Here is a 19,895-nt window from a genome sequence, read left to right on the forward strand (position 1 = left end):
ATCCGGCCCCACGCCCCCCGGGCCCCGTGAGCCCGCCGCCACTCTTCCCCCGCCGCGGCCGCCGGCCACCGCTCCTTTTCGGCCACCTCCGGCAGACTTTCCCGCATGCGCATCGAACTCGCCACCGAGCCGGGCGATCCCCAACGCCCCAACGAGGACTACGTGTCGGTAGCCCTGCCGGCATCCGGGGAGGGCGGCGCCCTGGTCCTCCTGGACGGGGTGACCCCGCCGGAGGGGGACTTCGGCTGTGTCCATTCCGTGCCGTGGTTCACCGCGCGACTCGGGGGCACAATGCTCGAACTGTCGGTTTCACACCGCGATATGACGCTGACTGAGGCGCTCGCCGCCGCCGTCGCGAGAACGGCCGAAGCGCACCGCACCACCTGTGACCTTTCTCACCCCCGCACGCCGCAGGCGACGGTGGTCGCCGCCCGCTGGTCCCGGGAGACCGTGGAACACCTGGTGCTGTCCGATTCCGTACTGCTCCTGGAGAAGGCGGACGGCTCGGTGCATCCGGTACGGGACACCCGGCTCGACGACCTCCCGCCCGCGGTCCGCGCCCGCCGCGCGGCCGTCCGGACCCTGCCCCCCGGCTCGGCCGAACGCGCCGCCGCGGCCCGGGAGTACATCCGCGCGGTGGAGGCCCTACGGAACGCCGAGGGCGGCTTCTTCACCGCGGCCGCCGACCCCTCCGTCGCCTCCCGCGCACTCACCGGCACCACCCCACGCGCCACCGTCCGCTCACTCACGGCACTGACCGACGGCGCCGGCCGCTGGGTGGACGTCTTCCACGCGGGCGACTGGGACGAGTGCGCCACCCTGGTCGCCAACTCCGGCCCCCAGTCACTCATCGACCGCGTACGACAACTGGAGGCCGCCGACCCGCAATGCACCACCCACCCCCGAGGCAAGCCCCGGGACGACGCGGCGGTGATCCACGTGGCGCCGTAACACCACCGCACCGGCGACGGGTGAAGGTCCGGCGGGGCCGGCAACCGACGGGAGGCGTCGGGGCGGAGCACCATGTGACTGACGGAACGGCCCACCAACCGACAACAAGAGGTACCAACCACCGCCCAGCAGCCCGCAATCCGACGGAAGGGGCCGGGGGCGGAGGGGCTTGTTGCCGGACGTAAAGCGAAGCAGTCCGGCAACAAGCCCCGGAGCCCCCGGCCCCGCCACCACAGACGACCGGGGCCCGGAGGCCAAGCACCGGGGCCCGGAGGCCAAGCACGGGGGCCAGGAGGCCAGGGGCCGGGGGCTCGCACCCGGGCGCCCGGCGCCCGCCGGGGCACGGGTCCAGGAGGGGGTTACCCCTCCTCCCCCTCCTGCTCCGCATTCAGCCGATGCAGCAACCGCGCCAGCTCCGCGACCTCGGCCCGCTCCCAGGAGGCGAGCCGACGGGCGTAGCGGGCGCGGCGCGCCGTACGGACGCGGTTGAAGCGCCCCCGCCCCTCGTCGGTGATCCGCACCAGCACCGCCCGGCCGTCGGCCGGATCCGGCGCCCGGGCGACCAGCCCGAGCCGCTCCAGCGCGTGCAGTTGGCGGCTTATCGTCGCCTTGCCGACGCCGAAGTACGCCGCGAGGTCGGTGGCGCGCTGGGAGCCGGCGTCGGCGAGCCGCACCAGCAGCCCGTAGGCGGCCGGTTCGAGGTCGGGGTGGACCTCGCGGGCGAGTTCGCCGGAGGAGGCGCGGGCGCGGCGCAGGAATACCGCCAATTCCCGTTCCAGGGACAGGAATGCGGGGTCCACACCCATCGGCTCGCCATCCGAGGTGGTACCGCCGGCTCCGGTGTCGTGCACGTCAGCGCCCTTCCCGCGTTGTCCGCATGTCCAGCAATTCCCCCCGCCGTGTTCGCCCCACGTTTCCGTCCGGCTGAAATTTTCTTTCCCGTCCGTGCGGAACCGCAGTTGGGACAGTATTTCGCAGGATGAGACCAACGGCAGCCCGCGCCCCCCTTTTGCCACGGGGGTCTACGCGCGTACCGTCATTTATGGCATGACCACACCAAACGTGTGGGCGCCAGTACGCCCGTACCTCCCCCCTCAAGGTCACTTCTCCGCGAAGTCACCGCACCGAGATCCACCGAGATCCACGGAGGCAGTACATGCCCGTGCTCAGATCCGGCTCCCCGCACCGTTCCCCGCGCTCCCGCGCACTCGTGGCCGGTGCCCTTCTCGCGACCGCAACCCTCGTCGGCCTGCCCGGTACGGCCGGTGCCGCGGCCCCCCACCGCGCGCCCGAGCCCACCCACCCCGAAAAGGACTGGGCCGGCTCCCAGATCGCCAGGCACGAGGGCAGGAAGGGCGGCCCGCTGCCGCCGCTGCCCTCGCTGACCGGGTCCGTCGAAGGCGTGGACGTCAGCAGCCACAACGGCAGCGTCGCCTGGTCGACGCTGTGGAACGGCGGCGTGAAGTTCGCCTACGTCAAGGCCACCGAGTCCACCAGCTACACCAACCCGTCCTTCGCGCAGCAGTACAACGGCTCCTACCACGTCGGCATGATCCGTGGGGCCTACCACTTCGCCACGCCCGACACCTCCAGCGGCGCGGCCCAGGCCAACTACTTCGTGGACCACGGCGGCGGCTGGTCCAAGGACGGCAGGACGCTGCCCGGCGCGCTGGACATGGAGTACAACCCCTACGGCTCGACGTGCTACGGGCTGAGCGCGTCCGGGCTGGTGAACTGGATGAAGGACTGGTTCGCCACCTACAAGGCGCGCACCGGCCGGGACGCCGTGATCTACACCTCCACCAGCTGGTGGAAGCAGTGCACCGGCAACTCCGGCGCGTTCGGCGCGATCAATCCGCTGTGGGTGCCGCGCTACGGCTCCTCGGTCGGCGAACTCCCGGGCGGCTGGGGCTTCCACACCATCTGGCAGTACACCTCGACCGGTGCGACGGTCGGCGACCACAACAGTTTCAACGGGGCCTACGACCGGCTCCAGGCGCTGGCCAACGGCTGACCGCTGACCGGCGGGCCGGCCCGGGAGACTCCCGGGCCGGCCTCCGCGGTCCGCGCCCCGTCTACGCCGCCACCGGGAACTCGGGCCGCTGCCCGTTCGCGGCCGGGGTCAGGGCCAGTTCCAGCACCTGCCGGACGTCCGCCACCGGGTGCACCTGAAGCGCTTCGAGGACCTCGGCCGGGACGTCGTCCAGGTCCGGTTCGTTGCGCTTGGGGATGATCACGGTGGTGATGCCGGCCCGGTGCGCGGCCAGCAGCTTCTGCTTGACGCCGCCGATCGGCAGCACCCGGCCGGTGAGCGAGACCTCACCGGTCATCGCGACGTCCGGGCGGACCTGGCGGCCCGACAGCAGCGAGGCCAGCGCGGTGGTCATCGTGATGCCGGCGCTGGGGCCGTCCTTGGGGATGGCGCCGGCCGGGATGTGCAGATGGACGCCGCGCTCCTTCAGATCGCCCACCGGTAGCTCCAGTTCGGCGCCGTGCGAGCGCAGGAAGGAGAGCGCGATGTGCGCCGACTCCTTCATCACGTCGCCCAGCTGGCCGGTCAGCTGCAGCCCGGAGGCGCCGGTCTCGGGGTCGGCCAGCGACGCCTCGATGTAGAGCACGTCGCCGCCGGCGCCGGTGACCGCGAGGCCGGTGACGACGCCGGGCACCGCGGTCCGCCGCTCGGCCGGGTCCTGGGCCGACTCCGGGGTGTGGTGCGGGCGCCCGATGAGCGGGCGCAGCGCGTCCGCGCCGACGGTGAACGGCAGCTCCTGCTCGCCCAGTTCGTGCCGGGCGGCCACCTTGCGCAGCAGCCTGGCGATCGAGCGCTCCAGATTCCGTACGCCCGCCTCGCGGGTGTACTCGCCGGCCAGCCTGCGCAGCGCGTCGTCGGCCACGGTCACCTCGCCGGGCGCCAGGCCGGCCCGCTCCAGCTGGCGCGGCACCAGGTGGTCCCGGGCGATGACGACCTTCTCGTCCTCGGTGTAGCCGTCCAGCCGGACCAGTTCCATCCGGTCCAGCAGCGGCTCCGGGATGGCCTCCAGGACGTTGGCGGTGGCCAGGAACACCACGTCGGAGAGGTCCAGTTCGACCTCCAGGTAGTGGTCCCGGAAGGTGTGGTTCTGCGCCGGGTCCAGCACCTCCAGGAGGGCGGCGGCCGGGTCGCCCCGGTAGTCGGAGCCCACCTTGTCGATCTCGTCGAGGAGCACGACCGGGTTCATCGAACCGGCCTCCTTGACGGCCCGCACGATCCGGCCGGGGAGCGCTCCGACGTAGGTGCGCCGGTGGCCGCGGATCTCCGCCTCGTCCCGGACGCCGCCGAGCGCGACCCGGACGAACTTCCGCCCCATGGCCCGCGCCACGGACTCCCCCAGCGACGTCTTGCCGACGCCCGGCGGCCCGACGAGCGCCAGCACGGCGCCTCCGCGGCGCCCGCCGACCAGTCCCAGCCCGCGCTCCGACCGCCGCTTGCGCACGGCCAGGTACTCGGTGATCCGCTCCTTGACGTCCGCCAGGCCCGCGTGGTCGGCGTCCAGGACCTCCTTGGCGCCGGCGATGTCGTAGGCGTCCTCGGTGCGTTCGTTCCAGGGGAGTTCCAGGACGGTGTCGAGCCAGGTGCGGATCCAGCTCCCCTCGGGGCTCTGGTCGCTGGCCCGCTCCAGCTTGTCGACCTCCTTCAGGGCCGCCTCGCGGACCTTCTCCGGCAGGTCGGCGGCCTCCACGCGGGCGCGGTAGTCGTCGGGCTCGTCGGCCGGGTCCGTGGACTTCTCGCCGTTCAGCTCGCGCAGCTCCTTGCGGACGGCCTCCAGCTGGCGGCGCAGCAGGAACTCCCGCTGCTGCTTCTCGACGCCCTCCTGGACGTCCTTGGCGATGGACTCGGCGACGTCCTGCTCGGCGAGGTGGGAGCGGAGCACCTCGGTGGCGTACTTCAGCCGGGCGACCGGGTCGGTGGTCTCCAGCAGCTGGAGCTTCTGCTCGCTCGTCAGGAACGGCAGGTACCCGGCGTTGTCGGCGAGCGTGGGGACGTCGTCGATGCCGGTGACGCGGTCCACGACCTGCCAGGCGCCGCGCTTGCGCAGCCAGCTGGTGGCCAGCGCCTTGTATTCCGTGACGAGTTCGGCGACGGCTCCGGGGAGCGGGTCGGGGGCCTGCTCCTCGACGGTGGTCCCCTCCACCCAGAGGGCGGCGCCCGGGCCGGTGGTGCCGGCGCCGATCCGGACCCGGCCCAGGCCCCGGATGAGGGCTCCCGGGTCGCCGTCGGACAGCCGTCCGACCTGCTCGATCCGCCCGAGCGTGCCGATCGCCGCGTACGTCCCGTCGATCCGCGGGACCAGCAGCACGCGGGGCTTGCCGCCTGGCGGGGCGGCGGCCTGGGCGGCCTCCACCGCGGCACGCACCTCGGCGTCGGACAGATCCAGGGGCACCACCATGCCGGGCAGGACGACCTCGTCGTCGAGGGGCAGCACGGGCAGGGTGAGCGGTGTGGACTCCGTCGACCGAGCAGACTCAGCAGTCATGATCTCCCCTTCGGCAAGCAAGTTGAGCTTTACCCACTCAATGCTGAACGCCCCGCGGTTGTTCCCCGAGACGTGTTCGCTGTGAGCGATCAGGCGCGGGCAACTCGGTTACGGGGCAAGGCGCGTGGGGCGCAGGGGTCGGTCGTAGGCATGCGGCCCCGGCCGGAAGGGAGACCGCGGAAGGGGGTGAAGAAGGGAGAAGGGCGGGCCGGGGCTACCAGTGGCCGGGGCGGCGCAGGCCGCGCGGCAGCCGGGTAGCCGCGTCGCCCCGGGCGGCGTTCACCTGGGCCTGCGTCAGGAAGATGCTGCCGGTGAGGTCGGCGCCGCGCAGATCGGCGTCCCGGAGGTCGGCGCCGATCATGTCCGCGGACCGCAGGTCGGCGCCCCGGAGATCGGCGGCGATGAGATACGCCCCGCGCAGGTTCGCACCCCTGAGGTCGGCGTCCTTGAGCCGCGCCCCCATGAGGTCCGCGCCGCGCCGCTCCTTCTTCCGGCCCGGGACCTTCGCCCGGACCAGCTCGCTGACCCGCAGCAGCAGGACGTTGACCGCGCCGCGGTGGGCGGCGACGTCCAGTGCGGCCAGTTCCTCGGCGGTGCCCAGGGTCAGCCGCTCGGTCTTCTCCAGGAGGGCGCGCAGCTCGTCGCGGACCGGGCGGGCAGCAGACAGCGCGACCGCCTCGGTCAGGTACCAGAGCAGTTCGTGGAGCTGCCGCATCACGGCGAACGCGTCGAACATCGGCCGGGCGGTCTCCGGCGCGGTCCGCCAGTCCTTGCCCTCGAAGGTGACCTGGGAGATCTTCTGCCCGGCACCGAAGCACTCGAAGACCGTGCAGCCGGAGAAGCCGCGCTGCCGCAGGTCCCGGTGGACGCCGCAACGGAAGTCGGCCTGGAGGTTCGGGCAGGGCCGCCCGGCCTCCTTGTCCAGGGCGAAGTCGGCCGACCGCGCGAACGGCAGCGCCACACAGCACAGGCCGAAGCAGTTCCCGCAGTCGGAGAGCAGCGGGAGCCGGGCGGCGTCCGGGCCGTCCGGGCCGTCCGGGCTCTGCGGCGGGGCGGAGGGACGGTCCCCGGCGGGGCGGCGGCGCTCGTGCGGCACGGTTCTTCTCTGCTCCTGCGACCGGCGGGCCCCTTCGTCACGGCACCCGCGAAGACCTCCATTCTCCGCGACCGGCACCCGGCACCTCGCCCGGGCGGCCCGCGGACGCGACGCGGGGCGCCGACCCGGGCAGGCCGTACCGTGCCCCGGCCCCTACGGCACCCGCGCCGCCCGCAGTGCCGGATGCCCCAGGTCGCCCGGCAGGGGCGCGGGGCCGGTGCGCTGCCGCCGCCAGTGGTGGAGCAGCGGCCAGGCGGCGACGCCCAGGACGAACGAGAGCAGATGGCCCCAGTCGGTCACCGGGTCCACGTAGGCGAGCAGGCCGCTCAGCGCCTGGTAGCCGCCGACGGCCAGCAGCGGCCAGCGCGCCCAGGCGGGCAGCAGTCCGGCGAGCGCCCCGAGGCAGGTCATCACGCCGAAGCTGATGCCGTAGTCGAGGCGGTGCAGCGAGCTGTCCGGCAGGCCCCCGGCGGCGACCGAGAAGGCGATCGGCACCTCGGTGGCGAGGGTGGCCAGCACGTGCCCGCCGAAGAAGACCGCCGCGGTGCGCACCCCGCCGATCCGCCGCTCCAGCGCGGTCAGCACGAAGAGGAAGGCCGCGGCATAGCCCGAGGCGAGTCCGCCGGCGCTCCACAGGGCGCTGGCGACCAGCACCAGCAGTGGTGCCTGGGTGAGGTGCACCACGTCCGTACTGGAGCCCTGGAGCAGCGCGGACACCACGGAGGGGTCGCCGTGCTCCGCGTAGAGCGAGGTGCCCACGAGCAGCAGCGCGTAGCAGAAGGTGAAGGGGGTGCCGGTGGGGGTGGGGAGCAGCCGGCGGAGGCGCGGGCCCGTCCAGCGGCGGCCGGACTTTGCGGCCGATGCGGGCGGGTCGACCGGAGTGGCCGGTGCGGCCGGTGCAACCGGGGCTTCGGCCGCGGCCGCGCCCCCGCGCTGCCGGGGCACGCCGGGCAGGAGCACCGGAGCGCCCTCGCCCACCCCCTCCGAGGCCGGCGCGCCGCCGGCCGCCTCCACCGCACTCGCCATCGCCGGTCCCTTCCGCCACCCGCGCACTGTCCGCGGCCCACTCTGCACGGCCAACCCATGAGTCAGCTGTGTGAGTGATATCCCTCACAGCCCTCAACCTCCGCGTGATGCCCCGCGTCCGGCGTGGCGGCCGTTGGACCGGGCCGCCCGGCGTTGGCCAAGATGGCCGCATGGCTCCCGTTCACCCCTGGCTTCCGACCGCCGGCGACGAGCCGGCCGTACGCACCCTCGACCGCCGCGAGGGCCCCTACGGAGAGGTGGTGCTGCGGCAGCGGAACCCGGCCGCCGACGCCCCCAACTCCCTTACGGGACACGGGGGAAGCGGCCCGGTGTACGAGATCATCGCCAACGGCTGCTTTCTCATGGACACCTCCGACGGCCGCTCCGAACGACTGCTGGTGGACGCCGCGCTGGCCACCCTGCCGCCGGACCGCGAGGCCCCCTCCGTACTGATCGGCGGACTGGGCGTGGGCTTCTCGCTGGCCCGGGCCGCCGCCCAGCCGCGCTGGGGCCGGATCACCGTCGTGGAGCGGGAGTCGGCGGTGATCGACTGGCACCGTTCCGGCCCGCTGGCGGCGGTCTCCGGGGCCGCGCTGGCCGATCCGCGCACCGAGATCCGGCACGCCGACCTGGTCGCGCACCTGCGCCCGGACGGCGGCCAACTCACCTACGACGCCCTGTGCCTGGACATCGACAACGGCCCCGACTGGACCGTCACCGAGGACAACGACAACCTCTACTCCCCCGCCGGACTGGCCGCCTGCCGGGACCGCCTGACCCCCGGCGGAGTGCTCGCCGTGTGGTCGGCCCAGCCGTCGCCGGAGTTCGAACGGGCGCTGGAAAATGCCGGTTTCGAGGGCGTACGGACCGAAGAGATCCCTGTTGCCCGAGGAGTCCCGGACGTCGTCCACCTGGCGCTCCGGTCCGCGTAGGGCGCGTAGCCGACTGTCACATCATGCCCTTACGCTGCTGCCCAGCAAGACGCGACCACGCAGGGCACATGCAGGGGCGGGCGATGGACCAGACTCAGACAACCCAGGGCGGCACCACCGCGGCCACGCCGGGCGCCCAGCGCCGGGTCCTGGTCGTGGAGGACGATCCGACGATCGTCGAGGCCATCGCGGCCCGCCTGCGCGCCGAGGGCTTCCAGGTGCAGACGGCCACCGACGGCCCGGCCGCGGTCGACACCGCCGAGGCGTGGCAGCCGGACCTGCTCGTCCTCGACGTGATGCTGCCGGGCTTCGACGGCCTGGAGGTGTGCCGCCGGGTGCAGGCACAGCGCCCGGTGCCGGTGATGATGCTCACCGCCCGCGACGACGAGACCGACATGCTGGTCGGCCTCGGCGTCGGCGCCGACGACTACATGACCAAGCCGTTCTCCATGCGGGAGCTGGCCGCCCGGGTGCACGTCCTGCTGCGCCGGGTCGAGCGGGCCGCGCTGGCCGCGCACACCCCGCGCAGCGGCATCCTGCGGCTGGGCGAGCTGGAGATCGACCACGCCCAGCGCCGGGTGCGGGTGCGCGGCACCGACGTCCACCTCACCCCCACCGAGTTCGACCTGCTGGTCTGCCTGGCGAACACCCCGCGCGCGGTGCTCTCCCGCGAGCAGCTGCTGGCCGAGGTCTGGGACTGGGCGGACGCCTCGGGCACGCGGACGGTCGACAGCCACATCAAGGCACTGCGCCGCAAGATCGGCGCCGAGCGCATCCGCACCGTCCACGGCGTCGGCTACGCCCTGGAGACCCCGCCCGCATGACCGGCGGTGGGTGGCGGCTGACTTCCGGCAGGGTCCGGGCCCTGTGGGACCGGGTCTGGGAGGCGCTGCGGCCGCTGGACCCGTACCGCTCGGTCAAAGCGGCGCTCGGCGCGCTGGTGATCGTGTCGGTGATCATCACCACACTGCTGGTGTTCGTGGCGATGCACTCGGCCACCGAGCTGCGGGTGATCACGGTCTTCTCGATCATCGCCTCGCTGCTGATCACCCAGTTCGTGGCGACCGGCCTGACCGCCCCGCTCGGCGAGATGACGGACGTGACCCGGTCGATGGCGCACGGCGACTACACCCGCCGGGTGCGCGCGGACCGCCGCGACGAGTTCGGCGACCTCGCCGACGCCTTCAACCGCATGGCCGCCGACCTGGAGGCGGTGGACACCCACCGCAAGGAACTGGTCGCCAACGTCTCGCACGAGCTGCGCACCCCCATCGCGGCGCTGCGCGCGGTGCTGGAGAACGTCGTCGACGGTGTCTGCGAGCCGGACTCCGACACCATGCGGACGGCGCTGAAGCAGACCGAGCGGCTGGGCCGGCTGGTGGAGCACCTGCTGGACCTCTCCCGGCTGGACAACGGCGTGGTGCCGCTGCACGCCCGGCGCTTCGAGGTCTGGCCGTACCTCTCGGGGGTGCTCAAGGAGGCCAATATGAGCCGCGGCGCCGCCACCCTCTCCGGACTCGCCGGCTCCGGCACCCACACCCGTACGGACGTCCACCTCCACCTCGATGTCTCCCCGCCGGAGCTGACCGCGTACGCCGACGCCGAGCGGCTGCACCAGGTCGTGGCCAACCTCATCGACAACGCGATCAAGCACAGCCCGCGGCACGGCCGGGTCACGGTCCGGGCCCGGCGCGGCGACGGGCCGGAGGGCCTGGTGCTGGAGGTGCAGGACGAGGGCCCGGGCATCCCGGCGTCGGAGCGCTACCGGGTCTTCGAGCGGTTCAACCGCGGCGGGCCGGGCCCCTCGGGTCCGGGCACCGACGGCGGCACGGGGCTGGGCCTGGCGATCGCGCGCTGGGCGGTGGACCTGCACGGCGGGCGGATCGGGGTGGCCGAATCACCCCGGGGTTGCCGGATCCGGGTCACTCTTCCGGGGCAGGAGTCATCCCGGAGCTGACGCGGGCTGACGTAGGGTCGGTGGTGGGAGCACTCATTCCGGGGTGTTTCGGCGATGAGCGCTACCCGCACACGGGCAAACTCCGTGTGTTTCCCGCCATGTCAGGCCCTGAAACCCTTCGGTGAATGTGACGTGCGCGACGAGTGACCCTCCCGGACTGCACCAAAGGTCACAAGAGGCGTAGCCTTTATTCCCGCTGTCCACCACCTTAGGAAGCGGAAGAGGGCGGTTGCCGCCGTGTCGCTACAGTCCCCCAACAGTGCGAGTGTCTCCACCGAGGGCGAGCAGGGGAAGAATCCCGCTGCCGCGTTCGGGCCCAACGAGTGGCTCGTCGATGAGATCTACCAGCAGTACCTCCAGGACCCGAACTCGGTAGACCGAGCCTGGTGGGACTTCTTTGCCGACTACAAGCCGGGCGGGGCCACCGCGCCGGCCAAGCCCGCGGAGGCCGCGTCCCCCGCCCCGGCTCCGTCGGCCCCGGCCCCCGCGGCCGCGCCGAAGCCCCCCGCTACCCCTGCGGCCCAGCCGGCGGCCCCGGCGAAGCCCGCACCTGCCGCACCGCCCGCGCCCGCCAAGAGCGCTCCCGCGAAGCCCGCGGCGAAGCCGGCGCCGGCTGCCAAGCAGCCCGCCGAGGCCCCCGCGGGCCCCGAGCTCGTGACGCTGCGCGGCCCCTCGGCGGCCGTCGCGAAGAACATGAGCGCGTCCCTGGAGCTGCCGACGGCCACGTCCGTCCGCGCGGTCCCGGTGAAGCTGCTGTTCGACAACCGCATCGTCATCAACAACCACCTCAAGCGCGCCCGCGGCGGGAAGGTCTCCTTCACGCACATCATCGGGTACGCGATGGTGCAGGCCCTCAAGGCCATGCCGTCGATGAACTACTCCTTCGCGGAGAAGGACGGCAAGCCGACGCTGGTCAAGCCCCCGCACATCAACCTCGGCCTGGCGATCGACCTGGTCAAGGCGAAGGGCGAGCGGCAGCTGGTGGTCGCGGCCATCAAGAAGGCCGAGACCATGAGCTTCTTCGAGTTCTGGCAGGCGTACGAGGACATCGTCCGCCGGGCCCGGGACAACAAGCTCACCATGGACGACTTCACCGGCGTCACCGCGTCGCTGACCAACCCCGGCGGCATCGGCACCGTCCACTCGGTGCCGCGTCTGATGCCGGGCCAGTCCATGATCATGGGCGTCGGCTCGATGGACTACCCGGCCGAGTTCCAGGGCACCTCGCAGGACGCCCTGAACAAGCTGGGCGTCTCCAAGGTCATGACGCTGACCAGCACCTACGACCACCGGGTGATCCAGGGCGCCGCCTCCGGCGAGTTCCTGCGGATCATGAGCCAGCTGCTGCTCGGCGAGAACGATTTCTTCGACGACATCTTCAAGTCGCTGCGGATCCCCTACGAGCCGGTCCGCTGGCTGCGCGACATCGACGCCTCCCACGACGACGACGTCACCAAGGCCGCCCGGGTCTTCGAGCTGATCCACTCCTACCGGGTCCGCGGCCACGTCATGGCCGACACCGACCCGCTGGAGTACCACCAGCGCAAGCACCCCGACCTGGACATCACCGAGCACGGCCTCACCCTGTGGGACCTGGAGCGGGAGTTCGCGGTCGGCGGCTTCGCCGGCAAGTCCATGATGAAGCTGCGCGACATCCTCGGCGTGCTGCGCGACTCGTACTGCCGCACCACCGGCATCGAGTTCATGCACATCCAGGACCCCAAGCAGCGCAAGTGGATCCAGGACCGGGTCGAGCGCTCGTACAAGTCGCCGGAGCGCGACGAGCAGCTGCGCATCCTGCGCCGGCTGAACTCCGCCGAGGCGTTCGAGACCTTCCTGCAGACCAAGTACGTGGGCCAGAAGCGGTTCTCGCTGGAGGGCGGCGAGTCCGTCATCCCGCTGCTCGACGCGGTGATCGACTCCGCGGCCGAGTCCCGCCTGGACGAGGTCGTCATCGGCATGGCCCACCGCGGCCGCCTCAACGTCCTCGCCAACATCGTCGGCAAGTCCTACGCGCAGATCTTCCGCGAGTTCGAGGGCAACCTCGACCCGAAGTCGATGCACGGCTCCGGCGACGTGAAGTACCACCTGGGTGCCGAGGGCACCTTCACCGGCCTGGACGGCGAGCAGATCAAGGTCTCGCTGACCGCCAACCCCTCCCACCTGGAGGCCGTGGACCCGGTCGTCGAGGGCGTCTCCCGCGCCAAGCAGGACATCATCAACAAGGGCGGCACGGACTTCACCGTCCTGCCGATCCAGCTGCACGGCGACGCGGCCTTCGCCGGCCAGGGCGTGGTCGCCGAGACGCTGAACATGTCGCAGCTGCGCGGCTACCGCACCGGCGGCACCGTCCACGTCGTGATCAACAACCAGGTCGGCTTCACCGCCGCCCCGGAGTCCTCGCGCTCGTCGATGTACGCGACGGACGTGGCGCGGATGATCGAGGCCCCGATCTTCCACGTGAACGGCGACGACCCGGAGGCCGTGGTCCGCGTGGCCCGTCTGGCCTTCGAGTTCCGCCAGGCGTTCAACAAGGACGTGGTCATCGACCTGATCTGCTACCGCCGCCGCGGCCACAACGAGACCGACAACCCGGCCTTCACCCAGCCGCTGATGTACGACCTGATCGACAAGAAGCGCTCGGTGCGCAAGCTCTACACCGAGTCGCTGATCGGCCGGGGCGACATCACCCTCGAAGAGGCGGAGCAGGCGCTCCAGGACTTCCAGGGCCAGCTGGAGAAGGTCTTCACCGAGGTCCGCGACGCCACCACGACCCCGACCGCGCCGGAGGTGCCGCAGCCGAAGGCCGAGTTCCCGGTCTTCGTGGACACCTCGATCTCCCAGGAGGTCGTCAAGCGGATCGCCGAGTCCCAGGTCAACATCCCCGACCACATCACCGTCCACCCGCGTCTGCTGCCGCAGCTGCAGCGCCGGGCGGCGATGATCGAGGACGACACGATCGACTGGGGCATGGGCGAGACCCTGGCCATCGGCTCGCTGCTGATGGAGGGCACCCCGGTCCGGCTCGCCGGCCAGGACTCCCGCCGCGGCACGTTCGGCCAGCGCCACGCGGTGCTGATCGACCGCAAGACCGGCGAGGACTACACGCCGCTGCTGTACCTGTCCGAGGACCAGGCCCGCTTCAACGTCTACGACTCGCTGCTCAGCGAGTACGCGGCGATGGGCTTCGAGTACGGCTACTCGCTGGCGCGTCCGGAGTCGCTGGTCATGTGGGAGGCGCAGTTCGGCGACTTCGCCAACGGCGCGCAGACCGTCATCGACGAGTTCATCTCCTCCGCGGAGCAGAAGTGGGGCCAGACGTCCGGCGTCACCCTGCTGCTCCCGCACGGCTACGAGGGCCAGGGCCCGGACCACTCTTCGGCCCGGATCGAGCGCTACCTCCAGCTGTGCGCGCAGAACAACATGACCGTCGCGATGCCGACGCTCCCGTCGAACTACTTCCACCTGCTGCGCTGGCAGGTGCACAACCCGCACCACAAGCCGCTGATCGTCTTCACCCCGAAGTCGATGCTGCGTCTGAAGGCGGCGGCGTCGAAGACGGCGGAGTTCACCACCGGCGGCTTCCGCCCGGTCATCGGCGACGCCACGGTCAAGGCCGAGGACGTCCGCAAGGTCGTCTTCTGCTCCGGCAAGGTCTACTACGACCTGGAGGCCGAGCGGGAGAAGCGCGGCGCCTTCGACACCGCACTGGTCCGCATCGAGCGGCTGTACCCGCTGCCGGGTGCCGAACTCCAGGCGGAGATCAAGAAGTTCCCGAACGCCGGGAAGTACCTGTGGGCGCAGGAGGAGCCGGCGAACCAGGGCGCCTGGCCGTTCCTCGGTCTCAACCTGATCGACCACCTGGACCTGGCGGTCGGCGCCGACGTCCCGCACGGTGAGCGCCTGCGCCGCATCTCGCGGCCGCACGGCTCGTCGCCGGCGGTCGGCTCGGCCAAGCGGCACCAGGCCGAGCAGGCCCAGCTGTTGGCGGAGGTCTTCGACGCGTGAGCGTCCGGCACCGCTGAGCACGGTCCGCGAAGGGCCCGTTCCCACCTCCGGGTGGGGCGGGCCCTTCGGGGTTCCCGGGGCCGGCGGGCATCGGCGGGCCTCGGCGGGGGCGTCCCCGGCCCGTGGCACGGGCGGTCCGCGCGGCTGCCTATCCTGGCCGCACTGTCCCATTGACCTGCTGGAGAGCACGTGTATTTCACCGACCGCGGTATCGAGGAGCTGGAGAGCCGGCGCGGCGAGGAGGAGGTCACCCTCGGGTGGGTGGCCGAGCAACTGCGGACGTTCGTCGACCTCAACCCGGACTTCGAGGTTCCGGTGGAGCGGCTGGCCACCTGGCTGGCCCGGCTGGACGACGAGGACGACGAGTAGGGCGGATGGACGACGGTCGGCGGGGGCCGGGCGACGGGCGGGCTGCCTGCCGTCCGGCCGTCACCTAGGGAACGGGACGGGGCCGGATCAGGGCCGGATCAGGGTCGGAGCCGCTTGACTCCGGCGGACTGCGATATATCGTGTCTATCGAAGACGCGATATGTTGCGTTGTCTGCCTACCCAGGGGAGGCCAGGTATGTCAGCCCGGACCGAGTGGACGGTCTCCGCATCCCGCACGCTGGAGATCGAGGAGCCCGTCGCCACCCTCGCCGTGCGCCTGGTGGGCGGCACCGTCAACGTCGTCGGCACCTCCGAGGCCGGGCCGGCCCGGGTGGAGGTGTCCGAGCTGCACGGCCCGCCGGTCTCCGTCTCCTGCGAGGACGGCACCCTCACCGTCGGGTACGACGACCTGCCCTGGAAGGGCCTGTTGAAGTTCCTGGAGCGCAAGGGCTGGCACCGCGGCGCGGTGGTCTCGGTGACGGTGCCGGCCGGCACCCGCGTCGAGGTCGGGGTGGTCGGCGCCACCACGGTCGTCTCGGGTGTCGCGGGCCGCACGGAGCTGCGCGGGGTCAGCGGGGACAGCACCCTCGTCGGCCTCTCCGGCCCGGTCCGCGCCGAGACCGTCTCCGGCAGCGTCGAGGCGCAGGCCCTCACCGGCGACCTCACGTTCCACTCCGTCTCGGGCGATCTGACGGTCGTCGAGGGCATCGTCGGCGCGGTGCGCGCCGAGACCGTCAGCGGCGACATGGTCCTGGATCTGGACCCGGGGGCGGGCGCGGAGATCGAGCTGAGCACGGTCTCCGGCGACATCGCCATCCGGCTGCCCGACCCGGCCGACGCCGAGGTGGACGCCAACACCGGCACCGGCGTGGTCACCAACGCCTTCGCCGACCTGCGGGTCACCGGCCAGTGGGGCACCAAGCGGATCACCGGCTCGCTGGGCGCCGGCACCGGCCGCCTCAAGGCCACGACAGTCTCCGGCGCCCTCTCCCTGCTGCGCCGCCCCGCCTACGAGGAGCCGGACGGCCCGGCCGACGGCAGCCCCGTCCACGGACCTGGCGGCGCCTCCTCCTCCACGACCCCGCCCGCCGGGAAGAAGGTGCTCTGAGCATGCCCCCCGTCTTCGCCCACGGCCGCCTGCGCCTCTACCTCCTCAAGCTGCTCGACGAGGCCCCTCGGCACGGCTACGAGATCATCCGCCTCCTGGAGGAGCGCTTCCAGGGCCTCTACGCCCCCTCCGCCGGCACGGTCTACCCGCGGCTGGCCAAGCTGGAGGCCGAGGGCCTGGTGACGCACACGACCGAGGGCGGCCGCAAGGTCTACTCGATCACCGACGCCGGCCGCGCCGAGCTGGCCGACCGCGGCGGTGAACTCGCCGAACTGGAGCTGGAGATCCGGGAGTCGGTGGCGGCCCTCGCCTCCGACATCCGGAAGGACGTCAGCGGCTCGGCGCGCGATCTGCGCCGGGAGGTCCGGGAGGCCGCCCAGCAGGCCCGGGCGGGCGCCGGGAAAGGCGGGCGCCGGTCCGCGCCCGGTGGGCGGCCGTTCCCGGAGGCTTCGGACTACTTCGACGCGGCGTTCGGCGACAAGGACGCCTGGCGGCAGGCGAAGGAGGAGTTCCGGCGCGCCAAGGAGGAGTGGAAGGAACAGGCCCGCCGCGCCAAGGAGGAGAGCCGCCGCGCCCGGCAGGAGGCCCAGCGGGCCCGCAAACAGGCCCGGGACGCCCAGGTGTTCGCCCGCGAGGAGGTCCAGCGCGTCATCAGGCAGGTCCAGGAGCACACCCAGGAAGCGGTGCGCTCCGGCGACTGGTCGGCGGCGGTGCGGGACGCGCTGAGCGAGGTATCCCGCGAGGTCGGCCGCTACACGAACGGCGCGTCGGGCACCGGCCCTGCGGAGGAGCCGACCCCGGCCGCGCAGGAGGGCGCGGGCCGCGCGGAGCACACCGGCACCGAGGACGGCCCCCACATCGCGGTCGAACGGATCGACCTGACGAAGGAAACCAAGGAGGCCGAGGAGGTTCCGACGCAGGCCCCGGCCGAGGCCCCGACGGGCACGCCGTCGGCGGCGGCCGCGCCCGCGCCCGCCTGGGCCGCCGAGCCCGACAGCGGCGATCCGGCCCGCGACTTCGACCGCCTGCTGGACCGCTTCCGCGACGATCTGCGGGACGCCGCCCGCGACCACGGCGTCACCGCGGAACAGCTCGCGGAGTCCCGCCACCGGCTGGCGGCGGCCGCCACCCACATCGGAGGACTGCTGCGCCGGTCCGGGCCGGAGGCATAGCCGCTCGGTGCGGCGGTCCCCCCCCCGGGGCGAGGAGTGAACGGGGCACTCCTCGCCCCGGATACCCCAGGGAGCTGCCACTACCCGCTCCCTCTTCCCCCCCCCAACCCCCTTGACCTCAACCGCACTTGAGGGGCGAGGCTCCTGTTCACCGACCCGAACCAGGGAGCCCGCATGCCGCCCACCGCCGACTTCTCCGACTTCCCCGACGTCCGCCGCCCCGACGCGGCCACCGTCCTCGTCAGCCCCTGGCTCGTACCGGCCGCCCGTTTCCAGCAACCCGCGGCGGACGCGGTGCTCGACGCCTGGGAGCACCAGCCGCGCCCCGACGCAATGCTGGCGCTCGCCACCTTTCTGAGCACCGACGGCAGTCATGTCCTCAACTACGCGCAGTGGACCGACGACGAGGCCCACCGGGAGTGGGTGCGCACCCGGCGCCCCGCGGCCATCGACCCGATCGACGAGGCCGTCCCGGGCATCCGCCGCCCCGGCCCGACCCGTTACCGCCACTACCGCAGCCACGTCCCCGAGGACCCCGCCGCGCCCCGGCCCGCGTTCGTGACCACCCCGGCCTTCGCCACCACCGGCCCGGACACCCAGCGCGCCCTCGCCGACACCCTCATCGACCTCCTGGACCGCGCTCGGGTCCCCGGACTGCTCGGTGCCCACTTCCACCTCGCCCCCGACGGCAGCCGGGTGCTCAACTTCGGGGCGTGGGCGGACGCTTCGGCCTTCCGGTCCTTCCGCACCGGGGAGACCGCGGAGCGGCTGGCGGCGGCGATCGCGGACCTGCCCGGCGTCACCGTCGTACCCGCTGTCCCCACCGTCCCCGTCGGACACCCGGCGGCGAACGACCCGGCCAGGCCGGCAGCCGACGGCCCGGCCGTCCCACCCGCGGCCTGCTACCGCCCCTACCGGACCCTGGTCAACGTCCGGTCTCCACAGGCCCGTTGACGTCGGACAGCACGATCGGCGCAGCTCGATCAGTGCAGTTCGATCAGCGCGGCCACCCCGTCCGTCCGCAGCACCACCGGCGCCGCCCCGGCGTCCGTCGGCTCCAGTACGGCCGCGTCGTACCGTCCCAGCCGGACGGCCGGCTCCCCCGCCGCCGCGCCGCCGAGCAGGAGCGCGTCGCCGTCCACCGCGACCACCACCGCGGTCCCCGGCCCCGCCAGCTCCCGGCTGCCGCGCACCATCTCCACGCCCGCCGCCGTCCGGCCCTCGCGGACCATCACGTTCAGATTGACGACCGGGCCGTCGAGCAGCCGGGAGTCGGTGGCGGCGGCGCCGGAGAAGGCGAACGGGCGGTGGCGGCCGGGGAGCCGGTGCACCACGCCGCCCACCGTCAGCTCCAGCCCGGCGCCGGCCACGACGGTGAGGATGCGCCGGACGCCGGGAAGCGGGGAGTACGGCCCGTCCCGGGTCACCTCCGCCAGGCTCACCCGCCAGGCGAAGGCATCCCAGTCAGCGCCCGGCGGATGGGCCGCGACCTCGCGGGTGAGCCCGCCGCCGTTGCGCCACGGCACGGCCACCCGCCCGTCGGCCCGCAGAATCCGCACGACCTCGCCCTCTCCCCGCACACGACACACCCCTGCACCCCTGCACCCGTGCCGTCACACCGTCAGCACGACCTTCCCGAACAGCTCCCCCTCGGCCATCTTCGCGAAGCCCTCGCGTGCCCGGTCCAACGGCAGGGTGGAGTCGATCACCGGCCGGATGCCCTTGGCGGCGCAGAAGCTCAGCAGTCCGGCCAGCTCCTCCTTGCTGCCCATCGTCGAGCCGACGATCTTCAGCTCCAGGAAGAAGATCCGGTTCAGCTCCCCGCTCTTGGGCGTGAAGCCGCTGGTGGCGCCCGAGATGACCAGAGTCCCGCCGGGCCGCAGCGACTTGATGGAGTGCGACCAGGTGGCGGCGCCGACCGTCTCGATCACCGCGTCCACCCGCCGGGGCAGCCGCTCGCCGGACGCGAACGCCGCCTCGGCGCCCAGCTCCACGGCGCGCTTGCGCTTGCTCTCGTCCCGGCTGGTGGCGAAGACCCGCAGGCCCGCGGCGGCGCCCAGGACGATGGCGGCGGTCGCCACCCCGCCGCCGGCGCCCTGGACCAGCACGCTGTCCCCGGGCCGGACCCCGGCGTTGGTGAACAGCATCCGGTACGCGGTCAGCCAGGCGGTGGGCAGGCACGCGGCCTCCGCGAAGGACAGGCCGGCGGGCTTGGGGAGGACGTTCCAGGTGGGCACGGTGACCCGCTCGGCGAAGGTGCCCTGGTAGCGCTCGGTGAGGATGGAGGGCTTCTCGTCGGGGCCGACGCCGTGGCCGGTCTGGCCGATGACGGAGTGCAGGACGACCTCGTTGCCGTGCTCGTCGATGCCGGCGGCGTCGCAGCCGAGGATCATCGGGAGCGACTCCTCGGTGATCCCGACACCACGCAGCGTCCACAGGTCGTGGTGGTTGAGGGAGGCGGCCTTGACGTCGACGGTGGTCCAGCCGGGGCGGGCGGCGGGGGCCGGGCGCTCCCCCAGTTCGAGGCCGTTCAGCGGCTGGTCGCGGTCGATACGGGCGGCGTAGGCAGCAAACATGATCCCAAAGTAGGCCGCGGGGGCGCGCCGCGACAGCGGGCACGGGTGTGACACGCGCCGCCTCGCCGGGCCGCGGGCGTCCGGAATCCCCCCGCATTTCCGGCCGTCGCCACAGATGCCCGGCGGGCCGGGCCGGATGCCCGACGGGCCGGGCCCGCACCCGCGAGGGGTGCCGGTCCGGCCCGT

Annotated in this window: 16 protein-coding genes; 10 read left to right on the forward strand and 6 right to left on the reverse strand. The window is 72.8% G+C overall.

The annotated features are described in order from the left end of the window. Positions 1 to 105: 105 nt before the first annotated feature. Positions 106 to 951: a hypothetical protein gene (locus B073_RS0100475; protein ID WP_018536124.1), complete on the forward strand. Its 846-nt coding sequence runs from the start codon at positions 106 to 108 to the stop codon at positions 949 to 951. A 359-nt stretch (positions 952 to 1,310) separates the two neighbouring features. Here B073_RS0100475 and B073_RS0100480 read toward each other — a convergent pair whose 3' ends face one another. Then, on the reverse strand, positions 1,311 to 1,802 hold the full coding sequence (locus tag B073_RS0100480) for a MarR family transcriptional regulator (RefSeq protein WP_018536125.1): 492 nt from the start codon (positions 1,800 to 1,802) through the stop codon (positions 1,311 to 1,313). A gap of 305 nt (positions 1,803 to 2,107) precedes the next feature. Between B073_RS0100480 and B073_RS0100485 the strand changes: the two genes are divergently transcribed. Beyond that, positions 2,108 to 2,965, forward strand: a complete 858-nt coding sequence (locus tag B073_RS0100485; protein WP_018536126.1) for a lysozyme — start codon at positions 2,108 to 2,110, stop codon at positions 2,963 to 2,965. 61 nt (positions 2,966 to 3,026) lie between these two features. Here B073_RS0100485 and lon read toward each other — a convergent pair whose 3' ends face one another. The 3 genes from lon to B073_RS0100500 form a co-directional block, all read right to left on the reverse strand. Next, positions 3,027 to 5,465, reverse strand: a complete 2,439-nt coding sequence (gene lon / locus B073_RS0100490) for an endopeptidase La (protein ID WP_026246914.1) — start codon at positions 5,463 to 5,465, stop codon at positions 3,027 to 3,029. A 214-nt stretch (positions 5,466 to 5,679) separates the two neighbouring features. Beyond that, positions 5,680 to 6,561: a pentapeptide repeat-containing protein gene (locus B073_RS0100495; RefSeq protein WP_018536128.1), complete on the reverse strand. Its 882-nt coding sequence runs from the start codon at positions 6,559 to 6,561 to the stop codon at positions 5,680 to 5,682. Positions 6,562 to 6,714: 153 nt separating this feature from the next. Next, positions 6,715 to 7,587 carry a rhomboid-like protein gene (locus tag B073_RS0100500; protein WP_018536129.1) on the reverse strand — a complete coding sequence of 291 codons (873 nt, stop codon included), beginning with the start codon at positions 7,585 to 7,587 and terminating at the stop codon, positions 6,715 to 6,717. Between the two features lie 170 nt (positions 7,588 to 7,757). Between B073_RS0100500 and B073_RS0100505 the strand changes: the two genes are divergently transcribed. The 8 genes from B073_RS0100505 to B073_RS0100540 all read left to right on the forward strand — a co-directional run bounded on the left by B073_RS0100505 (position 7,758) and on the right by B073_RS0100540 (position 18,087). Next, positions 7,758 to 8,519, forward strand: coding sequence for a hypothetical protein (locus tag B073_RS0100505; RefSeq protein ID WP_018536130.1), 762 nt, complete (start codon positions 7,758 to 7,760; stop codon positions 8,517 to 8,519). Between the two features lie 83 nt (positions 8,520 to 8,602). Continuing rightward, a complete protein-coding gene (locus tag B073_RS0100510; RefSeq protein WP_018536131.1) occupies positions 8,603 to 9,343 on the forward strand; it encodes a response regulator transcription factor in 741 nt (246 codons plus the stop codon). Beyond that, complete coding sequence (locus B073_RS0100515; RefSeq protein ID WP_018536132.1) at positions 9,340 to 10,476, forward strand: HAMP domain-containing sensor histidine kinase; 1,137 nt, start codon at positions 9,340 to 9,342, stop codon at positions 10,474 to 10,476. The genes B073_RS0100510 and B073_RS0100515 overlap by 4 nt, the downstream gene beginning before the upstream one ends. 237 nt (positions 10,477 to 10,713) lie before the next feature. Further along, positions 10,714 to 14,484: a multifunctional oxoglutarate decarboxylase/oxoglutarate dehydrogenase thiamine pyrophosphate-binding subunit/dihydrolipoyllysine-residue succinyltransferase subunit gene (locus B073_RS0100520; RefSeq protein ID WP_026246916.1), complete on the forward strand. Its 3,771-nt coding sequence runs from the start codon at positions 10,714 to 10,716 to the stop codon at positions 14,482 to 14,484. Between the two features lie 189 nt (positions 14,485 to 14,673). Further along, positions 14,674 to 14,853 carry a DUF6104 family protein gene (locus B073_RS0100525; protein WP_018536135.1) on the forward strand — a complete coding sequence of 60 codons (180 nt, stop codon included), beginning with the start codon at positions 14,674 to 14,676 and terminating at the stop codon, positions 14,851 to 14,853. Positions 14,854 to 15,049: 196 nt separating this feature from the next. Then, entirely contained in the window at positions 15,050 to 15,961 is a 912-nt protein-coding gene (locus tag B073_RS0100530) for a DUF4097 family beta strand repeat-containing protein (protein ID WP_018536136.1), read from the forward strand. A 2-nt stretch (positions 15,962 to 15,963) separates the two neighbouring features. Continuing rightward, on the forward strand, positions 15,964 to 17,133 hold the full coding sequence (locus B073_RS0100535; RefSeq protein WP_018536137.1) for a PadR family transcriptional regulator: 1,170 nt from the start codon (positions 15,964 to 15,966) through the stop codon (positions 17,131 to 17,133). A 174-nt stretch (positions 17,134 to 17,307) separates the two neighbouring features. Continuing rightward, positions 17,308 to 18,087: an antibiotic biosynthesis monooxygenase gene (locus B073_RS0100540; RefSeq protein WP_018536138.1), complete on the forward strand. Its 780-nt coding sequence runs from the start codon at positions 17,308 to 17,310 to the stop codon at positions 18,085 to 18,087. 29 nt (positions 18,088 to 18,116) lie between these two features. Here B073_RS0100540 and B073_RS0100545 read toward each other — a convergent pair whose 3' ends face one another. Both B073_RS0100545 and B073_RS0100550 read right to left on the reverse strand, forming a co-directional pair. Continuing rightward, positions 18,117 to 18,692: a HutD family protein gene (locus B073_RS0100545; protein WP_018536139.1), complete on the reverse strand. Its 576-nt coding sequence runs from the start codon at positions 18,690 to 18,692 to the stop codon at positions 18,117 to 18,119. Between the two features lie 54 nt (positions 18,693 to 18,746). Beyond that, positions 18,747 to 19,709 (reverse strand): zinc-binding dehydrogenase, encoded by a 963-nt coding sequence (locus B073_RS0100550; RefSeq protein WP_018536140.1) that lies wholly within the window; start codon positions 19,707 to 19,709, stop codon positions 18,747 to 18,749. Positions 19,710 to 19,895 lie beyond the last annotated feature (186 nt).

Origin of the sequence: Streptomyces sp. MspMP-M5 (genome assembly GCF_000373585.1) — a bacterium.
GTDB lineage: Bacteria > Actinomycetota > Actinomycetes > Streptomycetales > Streptomycetaceae > Streptomyces.

Coding starts and splice junctions, on each gene's coding strand:
- B073_RS0100475 (WP_018536124.1), top strand. CDS start 106: ATGCGCATCGAACTCGCCACCGAGCCGGGCGATCCCCAACGCCCCAAC.
- B073_RS0100485 (WP_018536126.1), top strand. CDS start 2,108: ATGCCCGTGCTCAGATCCGGCTCCCCGCACCGTTCCCCGCGCTCCCGC.
- lon (WP_026246914.1), bottom strand. CDS start 5,465: ATGACTGCTGAGTCTGCTCGGTCGACGGAGTCCACACCGCTCACCCTG.
- B073_RS0100500 (WP_018536129.1), bottom strand. CDS start 7,587: ATGGCGAGTGCGGTGGAGGCGGCCGGCGGCGCGCCGGCCTCGGAGGGG.
- B073_RS0100505 (WP_018536130.1), top strand. CDS start 7,758: ATGGCTCCCGTTCACCCCTGGCTTCCGACCGCCGGCGACGAGCCGGCC.
- B073_RS0100510 (WP_018536131.1), top strand. CDS start 8,603: ATGGACCAGACTCAGACAACCCAGGGCGGCACCACCGCGGCCACGCCG.
- B073_RS0100515 (WP_018536132.1), top strand. CDS start 9,340: ATGACCGGCGGTGGGTGGCGGCTGACTTCCGGCAGGGTCCGGGCCCTG.
- B073_RS0100530 (WP_018536136.1), top strand. CDS start 15,050: ATGTCAGCCCGGACCGAGTGGACGGTCTCCGCATCCCGCACGCTGGAG.
- B073_RS0100535 (WP_018536137.1), top strand. CDS start 15,964: ATGCCCCCCGTCTTCGCCCACGGCCGCCTGCGCCTCTACCTCCTCAAG.
- B073_RS0100540 (WP_018536138.1), top strand. CDS start 17,308: ATGCCGCCCACCGCCGACTTCTCCGACTTCCCCGACGTCCGCCGCCCC.
- B073_RS0100550 (WP_018536140.1), bottom strand. CDS start 19,709: ATGTTTGCTGCCTACGCCGCCCGTATCGACCGCGACCAGCCGCTGAAC.